Here is a 23,825-nt window from a genome sequence, read left to right as displayed (position 1 = left end):
GGGGGAAACGACTTATGGTCACGCTGTCCGACGTCCGCGACGCCGCCGAACGCATCGACGGGGTCGCCCACCGCACCCCGGTCATCCGGTCGCGCACCCTGGACGCCCGCACCGGCTCCCAGGTCCACCTCAAGGCCGAAAACCTGCAGCGCGTCGGCGCGTTCAAGTTCCGCGGCGCCTACAACGCCATCCGCAAACTCGCCCCCGGCCAGCTGGCCCGCGGCATCGCCGCCTACTCCTCGGGCAACCACGCCCAGGCCGTCGCCCTGTCGGCCCGCGAACTCGGCACCACCGCCGTCATCGTCATGCCCGAAGACACCCCGCCGTCCAAACTCGACGCCGTCGCCGGGTACGGCGCCGAGATCATCACCTACGACCGGTACACCGGCAACCGCGAACAGATCGGGCAGGCGCTGGCCGCCGACCGCGGGCTCACGCTGATCCCCCCGTACGAGCACCCCGACGTCATCGCCGGGCAGGGCACCGCCGCCCTCGAACTGCTCGCCGACACCGGCGACCTCGACGCGATCGTCGTACCGGTCGGCGGGGGCGGGCTCATCGCCGGCAGCAGCATCGCCGCCAAGGGCCTGCAACCCGGCATCCGCGTCATCGGCGTCGAACCCGAAGCCGGCAACGACACCTACCTGTCGCTGGCCGCGGGGGAGCGGATCGCCGTCCCCGTGCCCCGCACCATCGCCGACGGGCAGGCCGCCCCCATCCCGGGCGAACTCACCTACTCCATCAACAAGCGGCTGGTCGACGAGATCGTGCTGGTCAGCGACGACCAGATCCGCTACGCGCTGCGCTTCGCCGTCGACCGCCTCAAACTCGTCATGGAACCCAGCGGCGCCAGCGGCCTGGCCGCCCTGCTCGCCGGCCACATCACCCCCGGCCGCATCGGCGTGATCATCTCCGGGGGCAACATCGGCGCCGCCCGCCTGGCCGAGCTACTCGCCTAACACCTTCGCCTCCACCGCCGGATCCAGCCCGACCCGCGGCCGGTCCCCACGCTGCGGCGCCTGCCCCCCGAGGCCCTGCAACCACACCCATGTGTCCTCGACCGTCTCGCGCACCGGACGGCAGACCAGACCTTGCCCGTACGCCTTACTCACGTCCCCCTGGTGCAGGAACGCGTGCAGCTCACCGGGCGGCAGATAGATCGGCAACTGGCTCCACGGCTCGATCCCGGCCGCCTCGATCACGCCCGGATCGACCCAGCGCAGCCCGGCCCGCCCACCGGTCACCTCGTTCGCCGTGTCCAGCAGCTCACCCATGGTGGTATGCCCGGGCCGGCTGACCAGATTGAACGCGCCCCCGGCCCGCCGCGCCGCCATGTCCAGCACGAAAACGGCCAGGTCCCGGGCGTCGATGTACTGCAACCCCAGATCCCGCGGCCCCGGCGCCAGAGTCGGCCCGCCCCGAGCCAGCCGGTTGAGCCACCACGGCAGACGACCGATGTCCTCGTACGGGCCCAGAATCAGCCCCGCCCGCCCGAGCAGCACCGGACCGTCGAACACGGCCGCACCCCGCTCACCGCGCAGCTTGTCCCCGGCATACCCCTCGTCCGCGATGTCCACCAGGGGCGCCTGCTCGGCCTTCTCGGGCCCGGTTCCCGCATACACCGACCGGCTCGACACATACGAGTAGTAGCCCGCCCGGCCGCTGAGCAGCTCCGCCGTACGCCGGACCACCTCACCCTGCGCCGACCAGGTGTCCACGACCGCGTCCCACGTCCCCGCAGCCAACGCCCCCAAGTCACCCAGGCGATCCCCGGTCAAGGCCCGCACCCCGGCCGGCGCGCCCTTGGAACCCCGGTTGAAGACGGTCACGTCATACCCGCGGCCCACAGCCTCGTCGGCCACAGCCCGGCCCACAAAGCCGGACCCGCCCAGGATCAGCAATCTCATGCGCCGACCCTGCCTTCCCCCGTACGGGCTCCGGAAGGTTTTCTCGCTACGAGCGAAACGCCCGCAACGCCTCCACCACCAGCGCGTGATCCTCGGCCTGCGGCAGACCCGACACGGTCACCACCCCCACCACCCCGACATCGCGGATCCGGATCGGGAACGCCCCGCCGTGCGCCGCATAATCCGCCGGGTCGACACCCATGCCCGCATCCAGCTCCTGACCCTTCACGGCCAGACGACGGCCCACCAGATACGACGAAGCGCCGTAACGCTCCACCACCCGCACCTTGCGCTCGATCCACCGGTCGTTGTCGGCCACACTGCCCGCCAGACCCGCATGGAACAGCTGCTGCGCCCCGCGCCGGATGTCGATCGCCACTGGCAGCGACCGCTGCCCCGCCAGCTGCACCAGCAGACTGCCCAGCCGCCACGCGTCCGCATTGTCGAAACGGGCCAGCTCGAGCTCGGCCTCCTGAGCCTCCAGCTCGGCGATCAATTCCTGAGTCATGAACGCATTATCGTCACTTGCCACGCCGGCGCTGCAGCCAGATGCCCATCGCCGCCACCGCCACGAACACCAGCGCCGAACAGCACAGCATCTTGATGAACATCGCCGCCCCCGTCTTGGCTAAGGTCGTATCTCGTGCGCCTGGCCACCTTCAACCTGCTGCACGGACGATCACTGTCCGACGGCACGGTACACGCCGACCGGGTCGCCGCGGCGATCGCCGACCTCGACGCCGACGTCCTCGGCCTGCAGGAAGTCGACCGGGCTCAACCCCGCAGCGGCCTGCTCGACCTCACCGCCATCGCCGCCGACGCCCTCGGCGCCCCCGTCCACCGGTTCGCGGCCGCCGTCGTCGGCACACCGGGGGAGACCTGGCAACCCTGGCGCAGCGACGACGACAACGAACACCCCCTGTACGGCATCGCGCTGGTCAGCCGCTACCCGGTCACCCGCTGGCAGATCACCACCCTGCCCGGCGCCCCCATGCGCTCACCCATCTACGACCCCGACAACGGGCTGCGACTGCTGCAGGACGAACCCCGCGTGCTGCTGGCCGCCGTCCTCGACACCCCCCGCGGCCCGATGACCGTGGCCACCACCCACCTGTCCTTCGTGCCCGGCTGGAACCTGCGGCAACTACGCCACGCCGTACGGGCCCTCCGTGCTCTGCCCGCCCCCCGGGTGCTGCTCGGAGACCTCAACATGCCGACCCGCCCCGTACGGGCCGTCACCGGCTGGCGCCCCCTCGGCCGGGCCGCCACCTTCCCCAGCCCCATGCCCCGCGCCCAACTCGACCACATCCTGGCCGACCCCCGCGGCATGGACGCCCTCGGCCGCGTCGTGCAGGTCTCCACACCCCGCCCGCCGGTCTCCGACCACCTGCCGCTGATCGTCCAGCTCGACCGCTAACGGCCGGCGCACCTGCGCAGGAACACATCCTCCAGGCCGTCCAACGGATCCCACTGCTCACCGATCTTGCGGAAACCGAACCCGGCGATCGTCGCCCGCGACCCCACATTGTCGGGACGGATACTCGCCCGCACCGCCGACACCCGCGGATCGGCGTCGGCGCGCTCCAGCAGCGACCGCAGCATCGCCTTGGCGTACCCCTTACGCCGATGCCCCGGATCCACCGAATAGGCCACCTCGACCACACCGTCATCATCCGGCGGCCCATGAAACCCTCCGTGACCGACAGTTACACCCTCCGGCTCGGCCACCGCCGCCCGGGCGATCCACTCCGCCCGCGCCGGATCGGCCTCCAGCTCGGCCAGGCGGATACGCCACAACCAGGCCTCATCCACCAGGTACGGGCTCAAGGCAGCACCCGCCGCGGCACTGGCGGCGGCCAGGTCACCCGCGATCAACGCCGACAACGCGACGGGGGAGAGCTGTACGAAACGGATATCCGGCACGCCGGCAAGGATCACACAGAGTTGCGACCAACGCCACACACCAATTGCGCACAACTGAATTGCGCACTACCGTTCTCCGCATGGTCACCCCGAGCGCGCTCGAGCAGATGGTCTGCTTCCAGCTCTACGCCGCCAGCCGCGCGATGACCGCGATCTACCGGCCCATCCTCGAACCACACGGCCTCACCTACCCACAACTCCTCGTCCTGGTCGCCCTCTGGGACCACGGACCCACCACCGTCCGCGACCTCGGCCACCAGCTCCACCTCGACAGCGGCACCCTCTCGCCCCTGCTCAAAAGACTCGAAACCGCCGGACACGTACGCCGCACCCGGGGAAGCACCGACGAACGCACCGTCGACGTCACCCTCACCGACACCGGCCGGCACCTACGCGACGAACTCTCCGACCTGCCCGCCCGCATCGCCTGCGCCGTCGACCTCACCGAAGACGAAATCCACCAGCTCACCCACCTGCTGAGCCGCCTCCGCGGCGCCACCTGAAAGGACCACCACATGTCCACGCTCTACACCGCCTCCGCCACCGCCTCCGGCGACGGCCGCAACGGCCACGTCCGCAGCAGCGACGGCGTCCTCGACTTCGACCTCGCCGTCCCCAAGGAAATGGGCGGCCCCGGCGGCGCCCACAGCAACCCCGAACAACTCTTCGCCGCCGGCTACGCCGCCTGCTTCCACAGCGCCCTCAAACTCGTCGCCCGCAACGAGAAGATCGACCTCACCGACACCGCCATCACCGTCGACGTCGGCATCGGCCCCAAAACCGACGGCACCCCCGGCTTCCAGCTCAACGCCACCATCGAAGCCGAACTCGCCGGCGTCGACAACGACAAGGCCCTCCAGCTCCTCGAAGCCGCCCACCAGGTCTGCCCCTACTCCAACGCCACCCGCGGCAACATCGACGTCAAACTCTCCGTCGCCTGACTCACCCCAACTGCCCCAGCGCGCGGTTCGTACGGTTCGCCCGTACAGCCGCGCGCTGCTGCTCCGCCGTCACCTCGATGTAGTTCTGCGACGTCGCCAGCGACGCATGCCCCAGCAACCGCATGATCTCGCTGGCATTCGCCCCGTCCTCAGCCAGCCGCGTCGCAAACGTGTGCCGCAAAGCATGCAACTGAGCACCCTTCGGCACCCGATCATTCACACCCGCCCGCCGATAACACGAGCTCACCAAATACTGCAGACCACCACGCTGCAGCGGAGCGCCCTTACGATCCACCATCAACGCCTCATCCGGCCGCACCCGCCCGAACCGCACCCGCCGGCTCTCCACATACCGCTGCACCACCGCATCCAGCTCCGGCTCCACCGGCACCGTCCGCGGACGCCCACCCTTACCCGCCACCTCCACCCGCCGCTCACCCGGACGCCCCAGAAACGACCCCACCCGCAACGCCAGCAACTCCGACAACCGCAAACCCGCACACAAAGCCAACGCCAGAACCGCCACATCCCGCTCCGGCCACGGATCCCGCTGACGGTCATCCGCCTTACTCACCGCCACCAGCAACTGCTCCGGAGTGTCCTCACCCCGCAACGGCTTGGGGGAGTGGGCCGCCGCCCGCGGCTTGTCCACCGCCGACATCGGATTACCGGCCACAATCTGCTCAGTCACCAGAAACGTGAAGAACGCATTCCAGCTCGTCCACGCCCGCGCCACCGACGCCGGCGCCCGCGTGCTCGCAAAACGGGCAAAGGCACCGCGCAGCAGACGAGGGGAGAGGTCACCGAGAGTGACCCCCTCCGAGCCGATCAGCCCGACAACCAAGTTCAAATCCCGCTCGTACGCCTGAAGCGTATGAACCGACGGCTTCCGCGTAGCCCGAGCCGCCAGAAAATCCTGAATCAGGTCCTTCGCGAGAAAACTTTGGGTTTCATGCATATGTAATAGTATGCAGCATTCATACACGAACTTACGTAGCGTCTGCCGGCGATGCTCGACGTCGAAACCCAAGCCTGACTTCGGGTGGCAGGCGACCAAGGCTGACCCCACATGCCTGGACTGTCGGAGCAAGATCAATGCTGAGCGCAAGCGAACGACGCCACCCAGAGACGCGGCATCGGTGCGGCGCATGAATCTATGGCGGCTCTACCGGATCAGGGTGGACGAATACGACAGGATGCTCGCCGCCCAGGGGCACCGATGCGCGGCATGTGGAACACACGAGAGCGAGCTCGAAGTGCCGCGCAGCGGACGGCCTCGCCGCGACGGCTCCAAAGCGACGCCGTTCCCGTTGCAGGTCGATCATTGCCACTCGACGGGGAGAATCCGTGGGCTGCTTTGCTCGGCGTGCAACCGAGTGATCGGCATAGCAAAGGAGCAGCCGCTGCTGCTCGAAGGTTGCGCCGACTACCTCCGCTCTCAACGCTAGGTTGACAGAATGTCGATTATCGACCTGATATTTTGTCGATGGGACGCTCCAGCCAGACCGCGCCGGGCCATCCAGGCTGATCGCTCGGGTCACGTCTGAGTTCGCGGAAACCGTGCGCTGTGTAGAAGCCGGCCGCGCGTTCGTTGCCGTCGGCGTAGGCCAGGCGCATCGGCTTGTCGCCGGCGCGTACGAGAAGTTCTCTCAGCAGCACCGAGCCGACGCCGGTCCCCTGGGCGCGCGGGACGACGTACAGCTTCCAGATGACTGCTGCTTCGCCGCGCAGGTCGACGTTTCCGGTGGCGATCGGCCGGCCGCTCTCGTCGTCGGCGATCAGCACGGTGGTGATCAGCAGGCTTCGCTCGATGGCCTCGGGCGACCACCAGGCGTTCAGCCCGTGTTTGATGTAGTCGGGGCCGGCGTACGCGTAGGTCAGCGGCCACGTCTCGTGCCCGATTTGCACGATTGCCGGCACGTCGGCGGGGCCGGCCTCTCGGATCTTCATTCCGGCATTGTCAGTGTTCGATGTGAGGCGGTGCACTCCCCCTCGCTTACGGGCCTGCGAGCGCGTGGGGTTGTCGGCCGCCGTTCGGGCTTGTTAGCGTGCCGATGCGGGTCGAGAGGCGCTGCGACGGATGATCATCCGCCACGCTCGGTCCGTTCTACGGTCCAAGGGCGCCTCCCCGCTGGGGAGGTCGCCTTTCCCAGCGGATAACTCGCGCTGGGGGTCGTGCACATGGCAATGGGCCTGACTGACTTCATTACCGGGCTACCCAAGGTGGAACTGCACGTCCACCACGTCGGCTCGGCAACACCGCAGACCGTGGCTCGCCTGGCCGAGCGGCATGCCGGGACTACGTCCGTGCCGGCCGATCCGGCGTTGCTGGCCGAGTACTTCACGTTCACTGACTTCGCGCACTTCGTCGAGGTGTACCTGTCGGTGGTGGATCTGATCCGTGACGCCGAGGATGTGGCCACGCTGACCTACGACATCGGCGCTGGTCTTGGCGCCCAGTCGGTGCGGTACGCCGAGGTGACGCTGACCCCGTACTCGTCGATCGTGCGGGGCATTCCGGCCGAGGCGTACTGCGAGGCGGTGGAGGATGCCCGGCGGCGGGCCGCGCGTGACCACGGCATCCAGCTGCGCTGGTGTTTCGACATCCCGGGCGAGCCCACGATGACCGGCGCCGACGTCACCCTGGAGGTGGCGCTCAAGCAGCGGCCGGACGGGCTGGTCAGTTTCGGGCTGGGCGGCCCGGAGGCGGGAATCCCCCGCGCCCGGTACGCCGGCCATTTCGCCGCCGCCCGTGCAGCCGGGTTGCACAGCGTCCCGCACGCCGGTGAGTCGACCGGCCCGCAGACCGTCTGGGACGCCGTACGCCACCTCGGCGCGGAGCGCATCGGCCATGGCATCGCCGCCGCCCTCGATTCCGAGTTGATGGCACATCTCCGCGAGCACGACATCGCCCTGGAGGTGTGTCCGACATCCAATGCCTGCACCCGCTCGGTACCGTCACTGGCCGAGCATCCACTGCCGCAGTTGGTGGCCGCGGGTGTGCCGGTCACCATCAACTCCGACGACCCGCCCATGTTCTCCACCACCCTGAATCGGGAGTACCAGGTGGCCGCGGACTTGCTCGACCTGCAGGAGCACGGTGTCGCCGAGCTGGCGCGCCAGGCTGTGCGGTACTCGTTCCTCGACGATCCGGGCAAGGCCGCCGTGCTGGCCGAGACCGACAACTATCTCGAGGTGTTCACGTGCCGCGCGGCCGCGGCGGCCAGCCAGATCGTGGGAGAGTCCCGATGACCGCCGCCGAAGCCGGCGCCATCCGTGTCGTGGGCCGACAGGTGCAGCACATCGTGTGGGATTGGAACGGCACGATCCTGGGTGACAGTGGTGCTCTCATCGCAGCGACCGTTGACGCGTTGCATGCGCACACTCCTCTGCAACTGATTCGTGATGCGGCGTACGCGGCGGGGGTGGCTCGTCTGCGGGAGGCCGCGCGTACGGTGCCGGAGCCGGTCGATGCGCTGGATCTGCTGGTGCTGCGGTGAGCCGGTTACCGAACGCGTCAAACAGCAGGGTGCGGCCGGACGCGCGGTCGCGGTACGGGCGCGGCATATACCCGCCGGTGGTCAGTGGCTGCCGAGTTCGACGAGCAGGACGCCGGTGATGACCAGGGCTATGCCGCCGCCCATCATTTTGGTCAGGGGGTCGTGGAAGGCGGCCCGGGCGATGAGGGCGGTGCCGGCGATGCCGATGGCCGACCAGATGCCGTAGGCGACGCCGAGGGGCATGCCGTTCTGCAGGCTGAGCGACAGCATGGTGAAGGACAGGATGTAGCCGGCGAGGATGGGGGCCAGCCATTTTTTGTGGCGCAGGCCTTCGGAGACGCGCAGGGCCATGGTGGCGCTGATTTCGAGGGCGATGGCGAGGGCTAGGAAGAGCCATCTCATGGTGTGGCCTCCGGGCGGGAGCCGAGTTCGATCATGAGGACGCCGCCCATGATGGCGGCGAAGCCTGCGCCCATGAGCCAGGTGAGGGGGTCGCCGAAGACGGCGGCGGCGAGCAGGGCGGTGAGGGCGACGCCGCTGGCGGCCCAGATGCCGTAGGCGACGCCGATGGGCATGCCGAGGCGCAGGACGACGGAGAGCAGGACGAAGGACAGGCTGTAGCCGGCGACGACGAGGATGTACCAGGCGGGGTGGTCGACGGCGGCGCGCAAGGCGAGGCTGGCGGTGACTTCGGACAGGATGGCGGCGGCCAGGGCGGGCCACTTCATGCGGGGGGCTCCTCGGGTGGGGGTGGTGTGGTTCTTACCCTGGCGGGGTGCCGGTCGATCGCATAGGGGGCGGATGGTGGGGGTGCGTTGGATCACCGGGTTTCTGGATTCGCCGTCGCGTGATGCGGAGGCGTTCTGGCTTGCGGTGACGGGCATGTCGTTGTCGGTGCGGCGCGGGGATTTCGCGACGTTGGTGCCGGCGGACGGGGATGCGTATCTGCGGGTGCAGGTTCTGCCGGGTGCTCCCCCGCGGGCGCATTGTGATCTGCACGTGGACGATGTGCGGGTGGCGGCGGGGCAGGCGGTGGCGCTGGGTGCCCGCCGGGTGCTCGACGAGGGTGATCTGGTGGTGTTGCGCTCCCCCGCGGGGGTGGTGTTCTGCCTGGTGCGCTGGCTTGGGGAGGCGGTGCGGCCGGGGCCGGTGGCGTGGCCGGGCGGGCCGGTGAGTGCGGTTGATCAGTTGTGTGTGGACGTACCGGGGAACGCTTTTGATCGTGAGGTGGCTTTCTGGTCGGCGGTGACGGGGTGGGAGCGTTCGCCGTCGGATCTGCCGGAGTTCGAGCATCTGGTCCGGGGTGCGGGGATGCCGTTGAAGTTGTTGGTGCAGCGGGCCGGGGCGGGTCCGGCGGGGATGCATGTGGATTTGGCGTGCACCGATGTCGAGGCGGAGGTGCGGCGGCATGAGGGGCTGGGGGCGTCGGTGGTGCGGCGGGTTCCCGGTGATTGGACGACGTTGCGGGATCCGCTGGGCCGCGAGTATTGCGTGACGGGCCGGTCGCCGTCGGTTTGCTAGGCTGGGTGGCGGTACCGCAGCAGCGGCTATCCCGGACGAGGACGTGTCGTACCCGGCAGGCAAAGACGACCGCGTGAAGGTGGTGCGTCGCCGTGGCCTGGGCTGTTCTTGTCGTTTCCGGTGTTCTCGAGTCGGTGTGGGCGCTGGCCCTGGGCCGGTCGCAGGGGTTCACCCGTCTGGTCCCGAGTGTGGTGTTCGGCGTGGCGCTTGCGCTGAGCATGGCCGGGCTGGCTTACAGCTTGAAGAGCATTCCCATCGGTACGGGTTATGCCGTGTGGGTCGGTATCGGCGCGGTCGGTACGGCCGTGGCCGGGATGGTGTTTCTCGGCGAGTCGGCCAATGTGCTGCGGATTTTGTCGTTGCTGCTGGTGGTGGCCGGGGTGATCGGTCTCAAGCTGTTCCACTGACGCCGACGTTGCTAGAGGCCGAGCTGGAGCGGTTGATCCGGTGTCTCGTTGGTGAGAAGAGCCGTCAGCGGTGTTGTGAGGTCGCGGGGCGAGAACAGCTCAGGTCCCGGATGGCCGGCGATCTCCGTGAGGTGCCACCAGCGGAACCCGGCCAGGCACTCCTGCGCGGCGAGTTGGTCGTCGGTCAGCTCACCGCGGGGCTGGAAGTGGCCGGCGCGGACGAGGAAGTAGTCGTTGACGAGCCCGCCGGAGCCCGGCGCGTGGTCGGCGGCCACGATTTCCTGGTGCCAGACGTGCGGTGGATCAGCGGTGATTGCTAGACCGGTTTCTTCGCGCAGTTCGCGGCGCAGGGCCGTGAGCTGGTCCTCGCCGGGCTCGATGCCGCCGCCGGGGGCCGCCCAGACGGCCTTCGCCTGTTCCGGCACTGCTGGGTGCGGAAAGACGAACCGGCAGAGCAGAATGCGGTCGTCCTCATCGAGGATGATCGCGCGGACGGCGCGGCGCGGATTCGGCGTCATGGCGTTGATGAACGGCACCGCGGCAGGTTATCAACGCAGAGATCGAACGCTGACGCTGAAGACTCGGCCGGGGTCGTCCGCGTGGAGGTGCAACACGCGGCCCCCGTGCGCGGAATTGTCGGTGGCACCTGGTAGAAGAGTCATACAAATGTTCGAAGGCGTGGTGGAGGGTGGCGTGATGGCGGGGTTGAGCACCGACGAGCTGCAGGTGATCCGGGACGGGCTGGCCGCGGGACGCAAGCCGCGGGTGCAGTTCACCGAGGCGGCCGGGCAGATGGCGGGTCAGATCGGGCAGGTGATCGAGCTGGGTGATCCGGCCGGGTCCGACGAGTGGGTGACGGTGCGGTTCGGGCGTGACGAGTTGCCCTTCTCCCCCGCCGATCTGCGGGTTGCGCCCCGGGGGGCGGCGGCCAAAAAGGTGGTTCCCGCTCCGGCGCCTGAGCCTGAGCCGGTGGTTCCGGCCGGGCCGGCGTTCGTGCTCGATCAGCCGGCGCCGTCGAAGGCCGCCCGCAACGGCAAGCCCGTGGCCGCCGCCCCCGCGGTCAAGGAGGCCGAGCCGGCCCCCGCGCCGGCGCCGCGGAAACCGGCCGGGCGGGCGGCGAAACCGAAACCGCCGCCCGCGCTGACGGTGACTCTCGCGTACGGCGAGGGTGAGTGGACGGTGGCCGCTTCACAGGGTTCCAAGGCGCTGGCCAAGCCCTATGTGATCCGGCCCGCGGAGGCGTTGCGGATGGTGGCGCTGGTCGACGTGCCGGGGGTGCGTGAGGCGGTCGAGCAGATCATGTCGGCCGAGCGGTCGGAGGCCGAGGAGCAGGCGCGGCGGTTACGTGAGCAGCTGGCCGAGGTGGAAGCCCGGCTGGCCGAGCTGGGTGAGACACCTTAGGGCGCCCTAGGTGCGGCGGGTGGCTTTCCAGCCTCGGTAGGCCGTCAGCAGTTGCCCGCCGGCCGCGATGAGGAAGGCGGTGCTCGCGTAGTGGATCCAGCTTTGGGCGGTGCCGATCGCGGTTCCGGCGGCGAGCAGCGCCACGGCGACGGTGAGGCGGCGCGCGGTGGTGCGGGTGGGGGCGGGTTCGGGGGCTTCGAAGATGCTGCGGGGCGGGTCGGGCAGGCCTTCGCGGAGCCGGGCGAGTTCGGTTTCGGTGCCGATGGCGGTGCGGCGTTCGGGGTGGGCGGTGACGCCCGCGGCGGGCAGGACGGCGCGGCTGGTCACCGGGTGACGCAGTCGTCGGCGGGGCGGCGGGGCCGGACCCGGGCCATGTCGACGGTGCGGGTGGTGTCGACGAACCGCGGGGTCTGCATCTCGCCGTCGCGCAGCGGCACCAGCGTGTCGTCGATGCCGTCCATGATCAGCCGGGTGGCTCGCATGGCCTGGGCGCCCGCGGTGCCGGCGAGCTGTGACAGGTCGACGGGCGTGCCGAAACGCACGTGCACGACCGGCCGGTGCAGCACGGCCCGCAGCAGCGAGCGCAGCAGGTGTTCGGGGGTGGTGTAGGGCAGGACGGCGTGGGTGCCCCACTGGGCGACCGGCAGCACCGGCGCGCCGGACGTGGCGGCCATGCGGGCGACACCGGTCTTGCCGCGTTCCGGCCACATCCACGGGTCGAGGCCGATGCGCCCCTCCGGGTAGACGAACACGAGCGCGCCGTCGCCGAGTGCTCTGACCGCTTCCGGCAGCGCGTCGGCGACCTGGGCGCTGCCCCGGCTGACCCGGATGTGCCCGGCCCGGCGCATCGCCGCGCCCACGATCGGCGCGTCGAACAGCCCGCCCGTGGCCATGAACCGCGGCGCGATGCCGATCTTGTGGCAGGCGGCGGTCATCACCATGGGGTCGAACGGGCTGACATGGTTGCCGGCCAGGATCAGCGGCCCCCGGCGCAGCTCGTCCGGGACCTCACCGGACACCCGCAGCCGGCACAGGGGAAACACCACGATTCGCGAGAGCGCGAGCATGAAACGCCACATCAACGGCGTCCGCTTGGAGGGGCTTTCCATAAGGCGGCAATGGTCGCACGGCCGCGGCCGGACATCCGATCACCCGACCGGCCGGACTCCGCTGTCACCTGTGCATCGGCGAACACCCGAAACTTCAACCCCGCACCGCCGGTCACGCTGACATCGGCGAACACCGGAACTTCAACCCCGCACCCAGACGTACGCCTCGTCGCCATCCTCGAAAGCACCACGGCCGGACCCGCCGCACCTCGCGGCCACCCCGGCCCACCGGGCCGTAGCGCGCGACCGGGACGTTCCCGCGTCCCCGGCCACGACGCGCGCGGCGGCCACCGACAGGTCCAGCCGGCGGCGGCACCGTCGAACGGTTCTGGCACATCACGTTGCCGCCGATCCAGGCGTCGGTCGCTCAGCGGCTGGACCGCGCTCCGACTGCTCAGCGGAAGCCGGTTTCGGCGACGTCGAGCCACTGGTCGACCGTGGCGGCGTCGTGGTGGCGGATCGACCAGTCGACCATGCGCAGGCTCATGTGGGCCCAGTAGGTGTTGTAGCGGCGGTCGGGCAGCCCGGCCAGGCGCTGCTCGAGCGGGCCGAGCAGGGCGGGGGCGCGGCCGGCCAGCCAGAACCGCAGGGTGATCAGGTCGAAGTGGCGGTCGCCGCGGGTGGCGCCGTCCCAGTCGATCAGGCCGGTGAGGCGGCCGTGGCCGTCGACGAGGACGTTGCCGGGGTGGAAGTCCATGTGGACGAGGTCGTCGCCGACCATGACGGTGCCGGCGGCGCCGATCTGGTGGATGCGTTCGAGCAGGGCGGCGGTGCGGGTGCTGTGTTCGGCGAGGGGCTGGTGCAGGCAGAAGCCGGGGCCGTCGGCGGTGAGGTGCAGTTCGCTGGGTTTCGGGGCGGGGACGTCGGCCAGCAGCCCGGCCAGCCGGTCGTTGACGGCGACCATCTGCCGTACGAGGGTGGCGTCGGGTTGGGGTGGTGGGGTGCCGGGCAGGCGTTGCTGCACGATGACGCGCCGGCCATCGACGTGGGCGGCGAGTTCGTGGCGGGCGGTGGGCACTCCGGCCTGGCGGGGCCGGTCGACGAGCGGGCCGCTGCGGGAACGGCCTTCGGTCAGCACCGAGCGGCGCCCGTCGGGCCAGCGCACGTAGGCGGCGCCGACCTCGCCGCCGGGGGCCGGGCCTTCCAGGGTCAGGCGCACGCCGGTGATCTCGGTGATGCGTTCGAGGATGCGTGGAGCGTCGAGACGGGCCGAACGTGGCCACGCCCGGCGGACGGCTTCAGTCACTTCGGCCCCCGCCCGGTGACGGCATTCGCATTGCGCGACGACACTATCGCCTCGGTGTCACCCGTGGGTGTCAGGGATCTGTCAGCCCGAGAAGTTGCGCTGTCCGCGCGACCAGATCGTTTTCGGTCATTCCGGTCTCGACCTCGATCGATGCCCGTCCGAGTGCGCGGATTTCGGCGCGCAGCCGGTCGGTGAACATGGCGTCGCGTTCGAGCAGGTTGGCCAGGGCGCGCGGCGGGTCGCTGGTGCGGGAGGCGATCTGCCAGGTCGAGCCGCGGCTGTCGAACGCCGCCCGGCGGAAGGCGGGCGAGGGCAGCAGCCACACGGCGTTCGCGGGCTGCGGCACCAGGTGGGGCAGCAGCCGGAAACCTTCGGCGATCACCGGTTTGGCGCAGGCGGCGAGGTCGTCGAGGATCAGGTCGAAGGATTCACCGCGGAACCAGTGGAAGGTGTCCAGCATGACCGCGGGCGGGCGCAGCCAGCGTTCGTCCATCGGCATCGCCATGAACGCCGCCAGCTGGGGGCTGCGGGCCGGGTCGCTGCGGGCGGCGTGGTCGCGCATCACGGCGTCGGTGTCGTACAGGGTGAGGCCGTGCCGGGCGGCGAGGCGACGGGCGATGGTGCTCTTGCCCGCGCCGCTGCCCCCGCCGAGCCAGTACACGTCGTCAGCCACGCCTGCAGAGCTTATGTCGTACCCGTGCGGCAGGATGCCCGTCATGACTGCGATCCCGGCCCGGCTGACCGTGGTGACCCTGGGCGCCCGTGACCTTCCGGCCCTGCGCGCCTTCTACCGCCGGCTCGGCTGGCCCGAACGGGAAGGCTCCGACGACAACTTCTGCTCGTTCCTGCTCGGCGGGGTGCTGCTGGCGCTGTATCCGCTCGCCGAGCTGGCCGCCGAGGCTGTTCCCGGCCCGCCCGGCGACATGGGCACGTGGAACGGCATCAGCCTGGCCTGCAATGTGGATGCGCGCGACGACGTCGATCCGGCGTTCGCGGCCGCGGTGGCCGCCGGGGCTACCGCGGTGGCCGAGCCGGTCGACCGGGCGTGGGGCGGCCGTTCCGGCTACTTCGCCGACCCCGAGGGCAACCGGTGGGAGATCGCCTGGCAGGGCGGCGCCACCTTCGACGACCGGGGCGCGCTGCTCACATTCTAGAAAGGAACTCGTAGGCGCGGGCCCGCATCTCGGGGGTGAAAACGTGCCCGCCGGCGTACAGGGCCAGCTCGGCCCGGTTCCCGGCGACTTCGCGGGCGCCGCGGCTCCACTTGTCGTCGGTGGTGGCCGAGATCAGCAGGGCGGTGGCGGCGGGATAGGCGGCCAGGACGTCGGGCAGGTCGTAGGCGGCGGCGAACCCGGGCACGACGGTCTCGGCCTGCAGCCCGGTGTCGTGGGTGGCCGACAGCCGGAACGGGATGCAGCCGCAGTTCGACACCGACGCCACGATCCGGTCGTCGAACGCGGGCGCCCACAGCGCCATCCGGCCGCCGTACGAGTGGCCGAGGAACCCGATCCGGGCCGGGTCGACCTCGGGGCGGGTGACCAGATAGTCCAGGGCGGTGCGGATGTCGTGCAGGCACGCCGCGAGCAGGGTTTCGCCGCGCACCAGCCGGGTGGACGCCTCCCACCACGTCACGTTGGACGCGCCGCCGGGGCTCCAGTTGCGTTCCTCGAAGCCGATGGCGTCGGGCGCGATCGTCACGAAACCACGCTCGGCCAGCTCGGGCGCGTACGCCTGATCGGGGTGGCCGCGCAACCCCACCACCTCGCTCTTGCCGAGGTCGAACTGCCCGGCGTGCTGGTGATGGCAGAACACCGCGGGCGCCGGCCCCGTCAGGCCGTGCGGCACACACACGTACGCGGGAATGCCGGCGTACACGACCTTGTCGCGCTGGTAGGCGCCGCAGTCGACGCTCTCCACCACCTCGGGAGCCAGGTCCACGGCCGGCGGCCACGGGCCGAGCAGCCGTTTCCAGGGTGCGTCCATGACCGGTCATGCTGGCACGTGCGGGCCACCGCCGCGAGCCGGCCGGGTTCGTCAGGTCAGCGGTGGCAGCTCGACGACGTCCGGGAAACGCAGCGCCGCCCAGAACCGGCCCGGGTGGCCGCCGGGGATCAGCCCGCGGGCGGACAGCCAGCACGTCATGGCCATGCCGTGGGTGCCGACGACCAGGGGACGCCCGGCGGCCGCCGCAGCGTGCCGGGACAGTGCGGCCTGGAAGCGGGCGGCCACGGCGGCGTGGGGTTCCCAGCCGGGATGCCGGACACCGCAGACGTACGCGTGGGCCCGGTCCCGATGGTCGTCGCGCCACTCGTGCGGGCGGTGCACCTCGTCGAAACCCGGGTCCTGCGGCACCGGACGGTCGAAGGACAGCGTTTGGGCGGCCTTGGGTTCGCTGCTGGCGACCAGATAGGCGCCGCGCGGCAGGGCCGGGGAACAGGGGGCGGCGAGACGCCACTGCGACGGCGGGACTGCCGGGTCGGTCACCGGCATGGCGTGCCGTACGAGGATCACCCGGGCGGGCTCGGTGGCGGCCGAGCCGTTGCCGTGGTGGATCAATGGGGGCGGGGCGGGGCGCCGCGCTGGCGCAGGTAGGCCAGGACGGCTTCGCGGGTGGTGCGGACCCCGAACAGGGCCCGGGCTTCGGCGATGCGGCGGTTCGCGGTGCGCAGGGACAGGAATTCGGCGGCGGCGGCCGCGGCGATGGTGTCGCCGGCGGCCAGCCGGTCGAGCAGCGCCCGCTGCTCGGGGACGAGGTCGGCGACGGCGTTGTCGCCGGACGGTTCGGCCGCGCCGTGCTGCACCGGGCCCAGCCGGGCCAGGTCGTCGATGAGCGCGCGGCCCAGCGGCGACTCGGTGTCGCAGACGGCGACGATGCCGGCGCCGCGGGCGGCGGCCAGCACGGCCAGTTGCAAGGTGTCGGGGTCGCCGATGCGGCCGTGCAGCACCAGCCGGCTGCCGGTGACGTCCCAGGCCGGGTCGGGCAGGGCGAAACCGTCGCGGGCGACCCAGCCGTCGCGGGTGAGTCGGCGCAGCACGGTGTCGGCGTCGCCGGGGTTGGCGACGACGTGGCGGGGAGCGTCGGGCTGTCTGGTCACCGGCCATCCTCGAGCGTGTCATCAGGTGAGTGGGTGAAGGCCAGGGCGGCGGCTTCCGTTCGGGTCCGGGCGCCGAGCTTGCGCATGCCGGCGCGAATGTGGGTGTCGACCGTCTCGGCGGAGATGCCGAGCTGGCCGGCGATGCGGCGGGTCGGTTCGCCCGCCGCGACCAGCCGCAGGACATCGGTTTCGCGGCGGGTCAACTGGTCACCCGAGCGGGGGCTGCGGGTGTCGCGGTGCACGTTGTGGCGGCGCAGCCCGCGGCGCGCCCGGCCGGCCAGGACGGTCAGCCCGGCCGCGTCGGCGAGTTGTTCCGCCGACAGCAGCGCCGCGACGGCCCGCGCCGCGTCGGTGTCGGTCACCCCGGCGGCGATCAGGCACCGGATGCGTTCGCGCAGGGCGACCGTCTTCCAGCCCTCGGCGGCGGCCGTGAAGCCGGTGCCGGTGGCCCAGGCGGTCAGCGTACGCCGGGCGGCGGCCGGAAGCCCGCCCGGAATCGGCGGCGCCGACTGGTCGCCCAGGTCGTACGCGGCCCACCGGGCGGTGATCGCGTGCAGCCCGGCCAGCAACCCGTCCGCATCCGACGCGGCGCCGAGAGCCCGGTCGGGTTGCCCGTCGAGCCACGCCGTCTCCTGCGCCACCCACGCCGCCGCCGGATGCGCGGGCGCGGCGTCGAGGTGGGCGCGGGCCGCGGCCAGCAGCCCGGTGTCGGCCTCGATGAGCGCGGCCGCCGCGATGGCGTAACCGCGGGCTTCGTCGGGCAGGGCCCGATCGGCCAGGTCGGACGCCCGCCGCACCACGCCGTCGGCGCCGTCGCGCAACCGGGCTTCCCCGGCCGAGGACGCCGCCGCCGGGGCGCCGGAGCCGCCTATGACGGCCCCGGAGGAACCGGTCATCCCCGGAGAGCCGGATCGGCCCGCCGGGTAGACGCCCGCGTGCGGCGAGACGCCCGGCGCCGTCGCGGCAGAGCCCGGCCCGGCGGCCCGGTGGACCCCCGGTGCCGCCGCAGAGCCCGGTCGGTCCGCCGTTTGAACGCCCGCAGCGGGTGGGGAGCCGGCTTCCGGGGGCAAGGAGCCCGGCCCGGCGCCGGTCACGGAACCGTCGATGAAGCCGCGCAGGGCCAGGGCCCAGTCGGCCGCGGCGGCGAAGCGGGTCTGCCACCCGTACGCCAGGGCGTCCCCGCTTTCGCGGGCCGCGGCCAGCGCCGCGTCGGCCGACTCGGTGAGGCGCCCGTCGGCGGCCAGTTGCTCGACCAGCAGCCACGCCGACCAGCGCCCGATCAGCGGGTCACCCGAGCGGGCGGCCGCGGCCAGGGCCGTGTCCCAGCCCGGGAGGCGCAGCCGGGCCTGCACCGCGGCCAGGGCGGCCGCGACGCCGGGCGGTGGCTGCGGATGCCGGGCGGCGATCTTGCCGGCGAGGTCCTGGGCCGCGGGTGGGTCGGCGGCCAGTTCGGCCAGCAGCAGCACCCGGTCGCGGGCGGCGAGCACCGGCCCGGTGGCGGCGTCGGGCACCGCACGGACGGCCGCCCGGGCCCCGGCGAAGTCTCCGGCCTGCAGCAGCGCTTCGCCGTGCAGCACGTCGGCTTCGGGCCCGAGGGGCTCGGCCGCGGTCAGCACGCGGGCCGCGGCGGCGGCCCGACCGGCGGTCAGCAGGGCGTCGGCCGCGGCCAGCCGCACCCGCGGGTCGACGGCCACGTCGAGTTCGCACGCGAACAGCAGCAGCGCCGCCCGGTCGCCGCCGGAGGTCTGATCGGCGGCCACCAGGGCCCGCCGGTGCGCGCCGGCCGGGTCACCGGCCGCGGCCAGGTGCCGGGCGGCCTCGGCCGGTGGGGTGAGTTCGGCCAGCCGGGTGTGCAACTCGGCCCGGGCGGGCGGGTCGAGCAGACCGGCCGCGGTCTCGGCCACATAGGTCGACACCGGCAGCAGGTCGTCGCCGCCGGGCACCGGGGTGACCAGCCCGGCGGCCAGCAGGTCGGCCGCGCCCGGCCCGAGCAGCGCCGCCGGGGCGGGCCGGCCGAGCAGTCCGAGCGCGGCCAGGGCGGTGCGGGCCGGTCGGGGCAGGTCGGCCAGGGCGGTGGCGATGGCGTAGGCGACCTGGTCGATGCCCGGCCCGGCGCCGGGTTTGGCCGCGGCGGCCTGCCGGGCCAGCGCGGTGACGGCCAGGGGGTTGCCGCCGGCCCGCTCGGCCACCGCCTGCAGGACGGCCGGTTCCAGGTTGCCGGCGGTGCGCCGGGCCAGCTCGAGCGCGGCCTCACCGGTCAGCGGCGGCACCTCCACCCACGCGGTCGACGCGGCCCGCAGCTCCTCCTGCACCTCGGCGCTCAGGCGGTGCGGGGTGCGCAACGCGACCAGCACGCGGCAGAACCGAGCCAGGGCGGGCAGCGCGGCCAGGGTGGCCGCGTCGGCGTACTGCAGGTCGTCGAGCACCAGCAGCCCGGCCCGGACCCGGGAGCGCACCGCCTCGGCCAGCAGGTGCACGTCGTGGGCGGGCAGCCGGGCCCGGACCGCCCGGGACAACGCGAGCGCGGGCACGGTCTGCAGCATCGCCAGCCCGCCGCCGGTGTGGGCCGGGCCGGGCACGGCCGCCGCGAGCTCGCGCAGCGCCGTGCTGCGCCCGCAGCCGGGCGGGCCGGTCAGCACGACAAGACCGGGACGGTGCAGCATGGCGGCGGCCTGATGCAGCGCTTCCGCCACCTGGTCCCCTTCCCCCGAGATCATTCGGTGTGCGTGGCACGAACACGGGATCCCCTGCTCGTGCGCGGTCCGTAGGCTGGGCCTGCGGCGGGCGGAACTGGTGCCCGCCCCTTTTCACGATGGGGAGGGCGTCAGTGACACCGGCCGTGGTCAGCACATTCTCCCCGACAGTGTGCCTGGCTGACGAGTCATGGTGAGCGGCCCGCTGAGCGCCAGCGTAGCGACGCTCTGTGACGAAATGGCCGCCCGTGTCGGTTCAGAGGCCGGTGGCCAGCTTATTCAGATCCGTAACCGCCTCGGTGAGCCGTTACGCGTTGCGATCGCCGGCCGTCTGAAAGCCGGAAAGTCGACACTCGTCAACGCGTTGATCGGGCGCCGGGTGGCCCCGACCGCGGCCGGCGAGTGCACCCGGGTGGTCACCCGCTTCCGTTACGGGCCGGCCGACCGGGTCGATGTGGTGTGCCGCGACGGCGAGCGGCGGAGCCTGCCGCTCGACGACGACGGCATGATCCCGCAGCGGCTCGGCGTGCCCGCCTCCCGGGTGGCCTATGTGGATGTGACGCTCACCAGTGAGAAGCTGCGCGACCTGACCGTGGTCGACACGCCCGGGCTGGCCTCGACCGACGCGGTCGTCAGCGCCCGCGCCGAAGAGGCGGTGGGCACCTCGACCGCCCCGTTCGACGCCGACATCGACGCCGACTCGGCCGGCGAGGTCGCCGCGGCCGAGGCCGTCGTCTACGTGTTCACCCAGGCGGTGCGGGCCGACGACCTGCGCGCCCTGGAGGCGTTCCGGGACGCCTCGGCCCGGCTCGCGTCCACCCCGATCAATGCGCTCGGCGTGTTCGGCAAGGTCGACACGCTCGTCGGCGGGGCCGGGGACCCGTGGCCGGTCGCGGCGCCGCTGGCCGCGCACCAGGCCGCGCTTCTGGCCCGTACGGTCTCCGACGTCGTGCCGGTCGTGGGTCTGCTGGCCGAGACCGGCGAGTCGGGGCGGATGACCGGCGCCGACCGCGACGCCCTGCAGCAGCTCGCCGCTCTGCCCGCCACCCAGCTCAAAATCATGCTGGCGTCGGTCGACCTGTTCCGCAGCCGGCCCGCCCCGGTCGGCGCCGAGCAACGCGAACGGCTGCTGCAACTGCTCGACCTCTACGGCATCGGGTTCGCCCTGGCCCAGCTGGCCGCCGACCCGCGCGTGTCCACCGGGGAGCTGGTGCGCCGGCTGGTTGCCGCGTCCGGGTTCCCGCGCCTGCGCAACACCCTGGAAGAGACGTTCCGGTGGCGCTCGGACGCGATCAAGGCCGGGTGGGCGCTGTCGCGGCTCGAACGGCTGGCCGGGCACACCCGCGACGAACGCGACCGGGAGAAACTGCGCGACGCCGTCGAACGGCTGCTGCGCGACCCCGCCTACCACCGGCTGCGGCTGCTCGACGCGGCCCAGCGGGTGGCCACCGGCGCGGTGCCGCTGCCGGTCGAATGGGAACAGGAACTGACCCGGCTGGCCACCTCGGAGGATCCGCGCTGGATCCTGCGGCTGCCCGACGCCGAACCGGGCGAACTGGCCACCGCCGCCGTGGCCGCGGCCAACCGATGGCGGGTCTACGCGGTCGCCGGGGCCGGCCCGGCCCAGTCCCGCATCGCGCAGGTCGCCCAGCGCGGCTTCCACATCCTGGCCCAGCAGGTGCGGTCATGAACAAGCAGCAGCAGGCGGGCATGAAAGATCTGACCCCGGTGCTCGACAGCACCGTCAAGGACACCCTCGCGTACGTGCGCACCCACGACCCCGACGCGGGCGCCGACCTGGCCGAACTGCGCCGCCGCCGGCTCACCCGCCCCGAGATCGTGGTCGTCGGCGAAACCAAACGCGGCAAGAGCTCCCTGATCAACGCCCTGCTCGGGGTGCCCGGCCTGTCCCCGGTCGACGCCGCCGTGGCCACCGCCACCTATCTGCAGTTCGTGCCGGGCGAACCGGGCGCGCGGGCCTGGCTGCGCGGCTCGGCCGAGCCGATCACCATCGGCAGCCTGGCCGAGTGGGCCACCGGCGCCCAGCGGACCCGCCGCATCGAGGTCAGCCACCCGGCGCCGATGCTGCGCTACGTCAGCCTGCTCGACACCCCCGGCGTCGGCGGCCTCGACCCGGCGCACACCGCCGTCGCGCTGGCCGCGGTCGACCGGGCCACCGCGCTGCTGTTCGTGGCCGACGCGTCGGCGCCGCTGTCGCGGCCCGAACTCGACTTCCTGGTCGCCGCGAGCGAACGCGTCGACACCGTCGTCTTCGCCCTCACCAAGATCGACGGGTTTGCCGGGTGGCGGCGCATCCTCGACGACAACCAGGCCCTGCTGCGCGCGCACGCGCCCCGCTTCGCCGACGCGTCCTGGTTCGCGGTGTCGTCCGCGCTGGCCGAACTGGCCGTGCGGGCCGGCCCCGACGAGCAGGCCGCCCTGGTCGAGGCGTCGAAGATCGCCGAGCTGCAGCACGCGCTGGTCGAGCTGGCCGGCCGCGGGCACCAGCTGCAACTGGCCAACGTGCTGCGCGCGGCCCGCGGCGAGCTGGCCCGGCTCGAGTCGGCCGCGGACGATTCCGTACGGGCGGTGGAAGCCGACCCGGTGCGCACCGCGCAGATCCGCGCCGAACGGGCCGCCCTGGCCGCCCGCAAACGCACCGAGTCCCGGCAGTGGACGCTGCTGCTGAGCACCGAGACCCAGCGGGCCCGCGTCGAGACGGTCGGGCAGCTGCGCACCCGGATAGCCGGCGTGCAGCAGGAGTTCTCCGAACGCATCGACAAGGGCCGCGGCGACACCCTGGCCACCCTGCCGGAACGGCTCGACACCGAGTTGCAGGCCGTCGCCGTGCAACTGTCCGAGCAGCTCGAGACCACGTTCGCGCAGGTCGGCGAGAAAGTCCTGGCCACGGTGTTCGACGAGGCCGAACGCGCGGCCATGCTGGGCCGGCTCAACGCCGGTCTGCGTCACGCCATGGCCGCCACCCCGCCGCGCGACGGCTCGGCCGACAACCTGCTGATCGCCCTGTCGGCCGGCGGCATCGCGTTCATGGCCGGCCGCGGCGCCATGCTCGGCGCGTCGGTGCTGGCCGTCGGCGGCGGGCTGCTCGTGCCGGTCGCCGGGATCGGGCTGGGCCTGGCCGCCGGCGGGTATGTGCTGTACCGGCGGCGGGTGCAGACCGACCGGCAGCAGGCCCGGATCTGGCTGCGCGACGTGCTCGGCGAGGCCCGGGCCGCCCTGGCCGACGAGATCGCCAACCGTTTCACCGACCTTCAGTACGCCCTGTCCGTGGCGGTCGACGACGCCGTCGAGAAACGGCTGCGGGACCTGGACGCGCACATCGCCGAGATCGACGCGGCCGCCGCCGAGGACGCGGCCGGCCGGGCGAAACGGCGCGCCGCGGCCCAGCAGCAGCTCGACGGGGTCCGCGCGAGACTGCGCGCCGCCGATGCGGTGCTTGCCCAGGCCCGGGCGCTCACGCCCGTGCCGCACGACGAGGAGGACCGATGACGGACCATCACGACTTCGGCGACCATCACGACTTTGCCGACCACGACGACTTCGGGGCCTTCGACCCGCCCGGCGGGCACGACACGCACGACGACTTCGGCCATCTTCAGCAGACCGACGACCACGACCTGTTCGACGAGCCCGGGCATGCCGAACCGCCCGCCGCCGAGGAGCCGCACCACGACGTGACGGCCGACGACCCGCTGCCGGTCGACGACCACGCCGGCCCGGAACTGGTGGCCGACGACCCGGCCGACGTGTTCCCGCCCTCGCTCGACGTCGGGGAACTGCCCGAGCCGGTCGACGGTTTCCCCTGGATCGACACGGGCAGCCTCGGCGTCGTGCACGCCGCCGCGATCGACGGCACCACCGATCCCGTACGCCCGGAGGAGCTCGCCGAGTACGCCGGCGTCGACCTGCCCCCCGCGCAGGACCCGTGGGCCGCCCTGGCCGACTCCGAGGACCCGGCCACGGCCGCCCTGGCCCGGTGGTGGCAGCAAAACTGAGTACGCGGCCTCTCCCCCGCACGGCACCGGGGATGGCATAGTTTCGGCGCCACGCCACGACACCTG

29 protein-coding genes, 1 pseudogene and 1 riboswitch are annotated in these 23,825 nt (G+C 72.2%); of the genes and pseudogenes, 14 read left to right on the top strand and 16 right to left on the bottom strand.

Annotation, left to right across the window (positions count from 1 at the left end):
- Positions 1-14: 14 nt before the first annotated feature.
- Positions 15-959, top strand: coding sequence for a threonine ammonia-lyase (locus ACZ3I4_RS19010; RefSeq protein ID WP_465383255.1), 945 nt, complete (start codon positions 15-17; stop codon positions 957-959).
- On the opposite strand, the gene ACZ3I4_RS19005 is transcribed toward ACZ3I4_RS19010, so the two are convergent.
- Both ACZ3I4_RS19005 and ACZ3I4_RS19000 read right to left on the bottom strand, forming a co-directional pair.
- Entirely contained in the window at positions 948-1,907 is a 960-nt protein-coding gene (locus ACZ3I4_RS19005) for an NAD-dependent epimerase/dehydratase family protein (protein ID WP_465383254.1), read from the bottom strand. The two genes, ACZ3I4_RS19010 and ACZ3I4_RS19005, sit on opposite strands and share 12 nt — an antisense overlap.
- 46 nt (positions 1,908-1,953) lie before the next feature.
- Positions 1,954-2,415, bottom strand: a complete 462-nt coding sequence (locus tag ACZ3I4_RS19000; RefSeq protein ID WP_465383253.1) for a heme-degrading domain-containing protein — start codon at positions 2,413-2,415, stop codon at positions 1,954-1,956.
- 135 nt (positions 2,416-2,550) lie between these two features.
- Here ACZ3I4_RS19000 and ACZ3I4_RS18995 point away from each other — a divergent pair, with 135 nt between their 5' ends.
- Complete coding sequence (locus ACZ3I4_RS18995) at positions 2,551-3,324, top strand: endonuclease/exonuclease/phosphatase family protein (protein WP_465383252.1); 774 nt, start codon at positions 2,551-2,553, stop codon at positions 3,322-3,324.
- Here ACZ3I4_RS18995 and ACZ3I4_RS18990 read toward each other — a convergent pair.
- Positions 3,321-3,845, bottom strand: coding sequence for a GNAT family N-acetyltransferase (locus tag ACZ3I4_RS18990; protein WP_465383251.1), 525 nt, complete (start codon positions 3,843-3,845; stop codon positions 3,321-3,323). The two genes, ACZ3I4_RS18995 and ACZ3I4_RS18990, sit on opposite strands and share 4 nt — an antisense overlap.
- Before the next feature lie 65 nt (positions 3,846-3,910).
- Between ACZ3I4_RS18990 and ACZ3I4_RS18985 the strand changes: the two genes are divergently transcribed.
- Entirely contained in the window at positions 3,911-4,333 is a 423-nt protein-coding gene (locus tag ACZ3I4_RS18985) for a MarR family winged helix-turn-helix transcriptional regulator (protein ID WP_465383250.1), read from the top strand.
- 12 nt (positions 4,334-4,345) lie between these two features.
- The gene (locus ACZ3I4_RS18980) at positions 4,346-4,771 is read left to right on the top strand and encodes an organic hydroperoxide resistance protein (protein WP_465383249.1); all 426 of its coding nucleotides are present in this window, start codon (positions 4,346-4,348) and stop codon (positions 4,769-4,771) included.
- Position 4,772: 1 nt separating this feature from the next.
- On the opposite strand, the gene ACZ3I4_RS18975 is transcribed toward ACZ3I4_RS18980, so the two are convergent.
- Positions 4,773-5,729, bottom strand: a complete 957-nt coding sequence (locus ACZ3I4_RS18975) for a tyrosine-type recombinase/integrase (protein ID WP_465383248.1) — start codon at positions 5,727-5,729, stop codon at positions 4,773-4,775.
- 10 nt (positions 5,730-5,739) lie between these two features.
- Between ACZ3I4_RS18975 and ACZ3I4_RS18970 the strand changes: the two genes are divergently transcribed.
- Positions 5,740-6,219: an endonuclease VII domain-containing protein gene (locus ACZ3I4_RS18970; protein WP_465383247.1), complete on the top strand. Its 480-nt coding sequence runs from the start codon at positions 5,740-5,742 to the stop codon at positions 6,217-6,219.
- Positions 6,220-6,235: 16 nt separating this feature from the next.
- Here ACZ3I4_RS18970 and ACZ3I4_RS18965 read toward each other — a convergent pair whose 3' ends face one another.
- Positions 6,236-6,721 carry a GNAT family N-acetyltransferase gene (locus ACZ3I4_RS18965; protein ID WP_465383246.1) on the bottom strand — a complete coding sequence of 162 codons (486 nt, stop codon included), beginning with the start codon at positions 6,719-6,721 and terminating at the stop codon, positions 6,236-6,238.
- Positions 6,722-6,828: 107 nt separating this feature from the next.
- A riboswitch (S-adenosyl-L-homocysteine riboswitch) is annotated at positions 6,829-6,904 on the top strand.
- A gap of 48 nt (positions 6,905-6,952) precedes the next feature.
- Here ACZ3I4_RS18965 and ACZ3I4_RS18960 point away from each other — a divergent pair.
- Both ACZ3I4_RS18960 and ACZ3I4_RS18955 read left to right on the top strand, forming a co-directional pair.
- Complete coding sequence (locus ACZ3I4_RS18960; RefSeq protein WP_465383245.1) at positions 6,953-8,023, top strand: adenosine deaminase; 1,071 nt, start codon at positions 6,953-6,955, stop codon at positions 8,021-8,023.
- A gap of 125 nt (positions 8,024-8,148) precedes the next feature.
- Positions 8,149-8,271: pseudogene (locus ACZ3I4_RS18955) on the top strand (SAM-dependent methyltransferase); the annotation flags it as partial.
- 81 nt (positions 8,272-8,352) lie between these two features.
- On the opposite strand, the gene ACZ3I4_RS18950 reads toward ACZ3I4_RS18955, so the two are convergent.
- A complete protein-coding gene (locus ACZ3I4_RS18950) occupies positions 8,353-8,673 on the bottom strand; it encodes a DMT family transporter (protein WP_465383244.1) in 321 nt (106 codons plus the stop codon).
- Complete coding sequence (locus ACZ3I4_RS18945; RefSeq protein ID WP_465383243.1) at positions 8,670-8,999, bottom strand: DMT family transporter; 330 nt, start codon at positions 8,997-8,999, stop codon at positions 8,670-8,672. Before ACZ3I4_RS18945 ends, ACZ3I4_RS18950 begins: the two co-directional genes overlap by 4 nt.
- Before the next feature lie 73 nt (positions 9,000-9,072).
- Between ACZ3I4_RS18945 and ACZ3I4_RS18940 the strand changes: the two genes are divergently transcribed.
- Both ACZ3I4_RS18940 and sugE read left to right on the top strand, forming a co-directional pair.
- The gene (locus ACZ3I4_RS18940) at positions 9,073-9,792 is read left to right on the top strand and encodes a VOC family protein (protein WP_465383242.1); all 720 of its coding nucleotides are present in this window, start codon (positions 9,073-9,075) and stop codon (positions 9,790-9,792) included.
- A gap of 92 nt (positions 9,793-9,884) precedes the next feature.
- Entirely contained in the window at positions 9,885-10,199 is a 315-nt protein-coding gene (sugE, locus tag ACZ3I4_RS18935) for a quaternary ammonium compound efflux SMR transporter SugE (RefSeq protein ID WP_465383241.1), read from the top strand.
- An 11-nt stretch (positions 10,200-10,210) separates the two neighbouring features.
- Here sugE and ACZ3I4_RS18930 read toward each other — a convergent pair whose 3' ends face one another.
- Positions 10,211-10,735: an NUDIX hydrolase gene (locus ACZ3I4_RS18930; RefSeq protein WP_465383240.1), complete on the bottom strand. Its 525-nt coding sequence runs from the start codon at positions 10,733-10,735 to the stop codon at positions 10,211-10,213.
- A 130-nt stretch (positions 10,736-10,865) separates the two neighbouring features.
- On the opposite strand from ACZ3I4_RS18930, the gene ACZ3I4_RS18925 reads away from it, so the two are divergent.
- Positions 10,866-11,600 (top strand): hypothetical protein, encoded by a 735-nt coding sequence (locus tag ACZ3I4_RS18925; RefSeq protein WP_465383239.1) that lies wholly within the window; start codon positions 10,866-10,868, stop codon positions 11,598-11,600.
- A 6-nt stretch (positions 11,601-11,606) separates the two neighbouring features.
- Here ACZ3I4_RS18925 and ACZ3I4_RS18920 read toward each other — a convergent pair whose 3' ends face one another.
- The 4 genes from ACZ3I4_RS18920 to ACZ3I4_RS18905 all read right to left on the bottom strand — a co-directional run bounded on the left by ACZ3I4_RS18920 (position 11,607) and on the right by ACZ3I4_RS18905 (position 14,628).
- On the bottom strand, positions 11,607-11,927 hold the full coding sequence (locus tag ACZ3I4_RS18920; RefSeq protein ID WP_465383238.1) for a hypothetical protein: 321 nt from the start codon (positions 11,925-11,927) through the stop codon (positions 11,607-11,609).
- Positions 11,924-12,709 carry a lysophospholipid acyltransferase family protein gene (locus ACZ3I4_RS18915; RefSeq protein ID WP_465383237.1) on the bottom strand — a complete coding sequence of 262 codons (786 nt, stop codon included), beginning with the start codon at positions 12,707-12,709 and terminating at the stop codon, positions 11,924-11,926. Before ACZ3I4_RS18915 ends, ACZ3I4_RS18920 begins: the two co-directional genes overlap by 4 nt.
- A gap of 394 nt (positions 12,710-13,103) precedes the next feature.
- Positions 13,104-13,955 (bottom strand): phosphotransferase enzyme family protein, encoded by an 852-nt coding sequence (locus tag ACZ3I4_RS18910; RefSeq protein ID WP_465383236.1) that lies wholly within the window; start codon positions 13,953-13,955, stop codon positions 13,104-13,106.
- A 70-nt stretch (positions 13,956-14,025) separates the two neighbouring features.
- A complete protein-coding gene (locus ACZ3I4_RS18905) occupies positions 14,026-14,628 on the bottom strand; it encodes a shikimate kinase (RefSeq protein WP_465383235.1) in 603 nt (200 codons plus the stop codon).
- A gap of 43 nt (positions 14,629-14,671) precedes the next feature.
- Between ACZ3I4_RS18905 and ACZ3I4_RS18900 the strand changes: the two genes are divergently transcribed.
- Positions 14,672-15,109, top strand: coding sequence for a VOC family protein (locus ACZ3I4_RS18900; protein WP_465383234.1), 438 nt, complete (start codon positions 14,672-14,674; stop codon positions 15,107-15,109).
- Here the strand turns inward: ACZ3I4_RS18900 and ACZ3I4_RS18895 are convergent.
- The 4 genes from ACZ3I4_RS18895 to ACZ3I4_RS18880 are packed head-to-tail and all read right to left on the bottom strand — an operon-like array spanning position 15,099 to position 19,743.
- The gene (locus tag ACZ3I4_RS18895; protein ID WP_465383233.1) at positions 15,099-15,938 is read right to left on the bottom strand and encodes a prolyl oligopeptidase family serine peptidase; all 840 of its coding nucleotides are present in this window, start codon (positions 15,936-15,938) and stop codon (positions 15,099-15,101) included. The genes ACZ3I4_RS18900 and ACZ3I4_RS18895 overlap by 11 nt on opposite strands.
- Positions 15,939-15,989: 51 nt before the next feature.
- Positions 15,990-16,511, bottom strand: coding sequence for a hypothetical protein (locus ACZ3I4_RS18890; RefSeq protein ID WP_465383232.1), 522 nt, complete (start codon positions 16,509-16,511; stop codon positions 15,990-15,992).
- The gene (locus ACZ3I4_RS18885) at positions 16,508-17,050 is read right to left on the bottom strand and encodes a LuxR family transcriptional regulator (protein WP_465383231.1); all 543 of its coding nucleotides are present in this window, start codon (positions 17,048-17,050) and stop codon (positions 16,508-16,510) included. Before ACZ3I4_RS18885 ends, ACZ3I4_RS18890 begins: the two co-directional genes overlap by 4 nt.
- The gene (locus ACZ3I4_RS18880; protein ID WP_465383230.1) at positions 17,047-19,743 is read right to left on the bottom strand and encodes a LuxR C-terminal-related transcriptional regulator; all 2,697 of its coding nucleotides are present in this window, start codon (positions 19,741-19,743) and stop codon (positions 17,047-17,049) included. The genes ACZ3I4_RS18885 and ACZ3I4_RS18880 overlap by 4 nt, the downstream gene beginning before the upstream one ends.
- Positions 19,744-19,933: 190 nt before the next feature.
- On the opposite strand from ACZ3I4_RS18880, the gene ACZ3I4_RS18875 reads away from it, so the two are divergent.
- Genes ACZ3I4_RS18875 through ACZ3I4_RS18865 form a run of 3 tightly spaced genes read left to right on the top strand, consistent with a single transcriptional unit; the run spans position 19,934 to position 23,759 of the window.
- Positions 19,934-21,433, top strand: coding sequence for a dynamin family protein (locus ACZ3I4_RS18875; RefSeq protein ID WP_465383229.1), 1,500 nt, complete (start codon positions 19,934-19,936; stop codon positions 21,431-21,433).
- Positions 21,430-23,253: a dynamin family protein gene (locus tag ACZ3I4_RS18870; protein WP_465383228.1), complete on the top strand. Its 1,824-nt coding sequence runs from the start codon at positions 21,430-21,432 to the stop codon at positions 23,251-23,253. The genes ACZ3I4_RS18875 and ACZ3I4_RS18870 overlap by 4 nt, the downstream gene beginning before the upstream one ends.
- Positions 23,250-23,759 (top strand): hypothetical protein, encoded by a 510-nt coding sequence (locus ACZ3I4_RS18865; protein ID WP_465383227.1) that lies wholly within the window; start codon positions 23,250-23,252, stop codon positions 23,757-23,759. Before ACZ3I4_RS18870 ends, ACZ3I4_RS18865 begins: the two co-directional genes overlap by 4 nt.
- Positions 23,760-23,825: the final 66 nt, after the last annotated feature.

It is taken from the genome of Actinoplanes sp. NPDC021490 (assembly GCF_055562135.1).
This window is presented reverse-complemented; position numbering and strand designations above follow the sequence as displayed.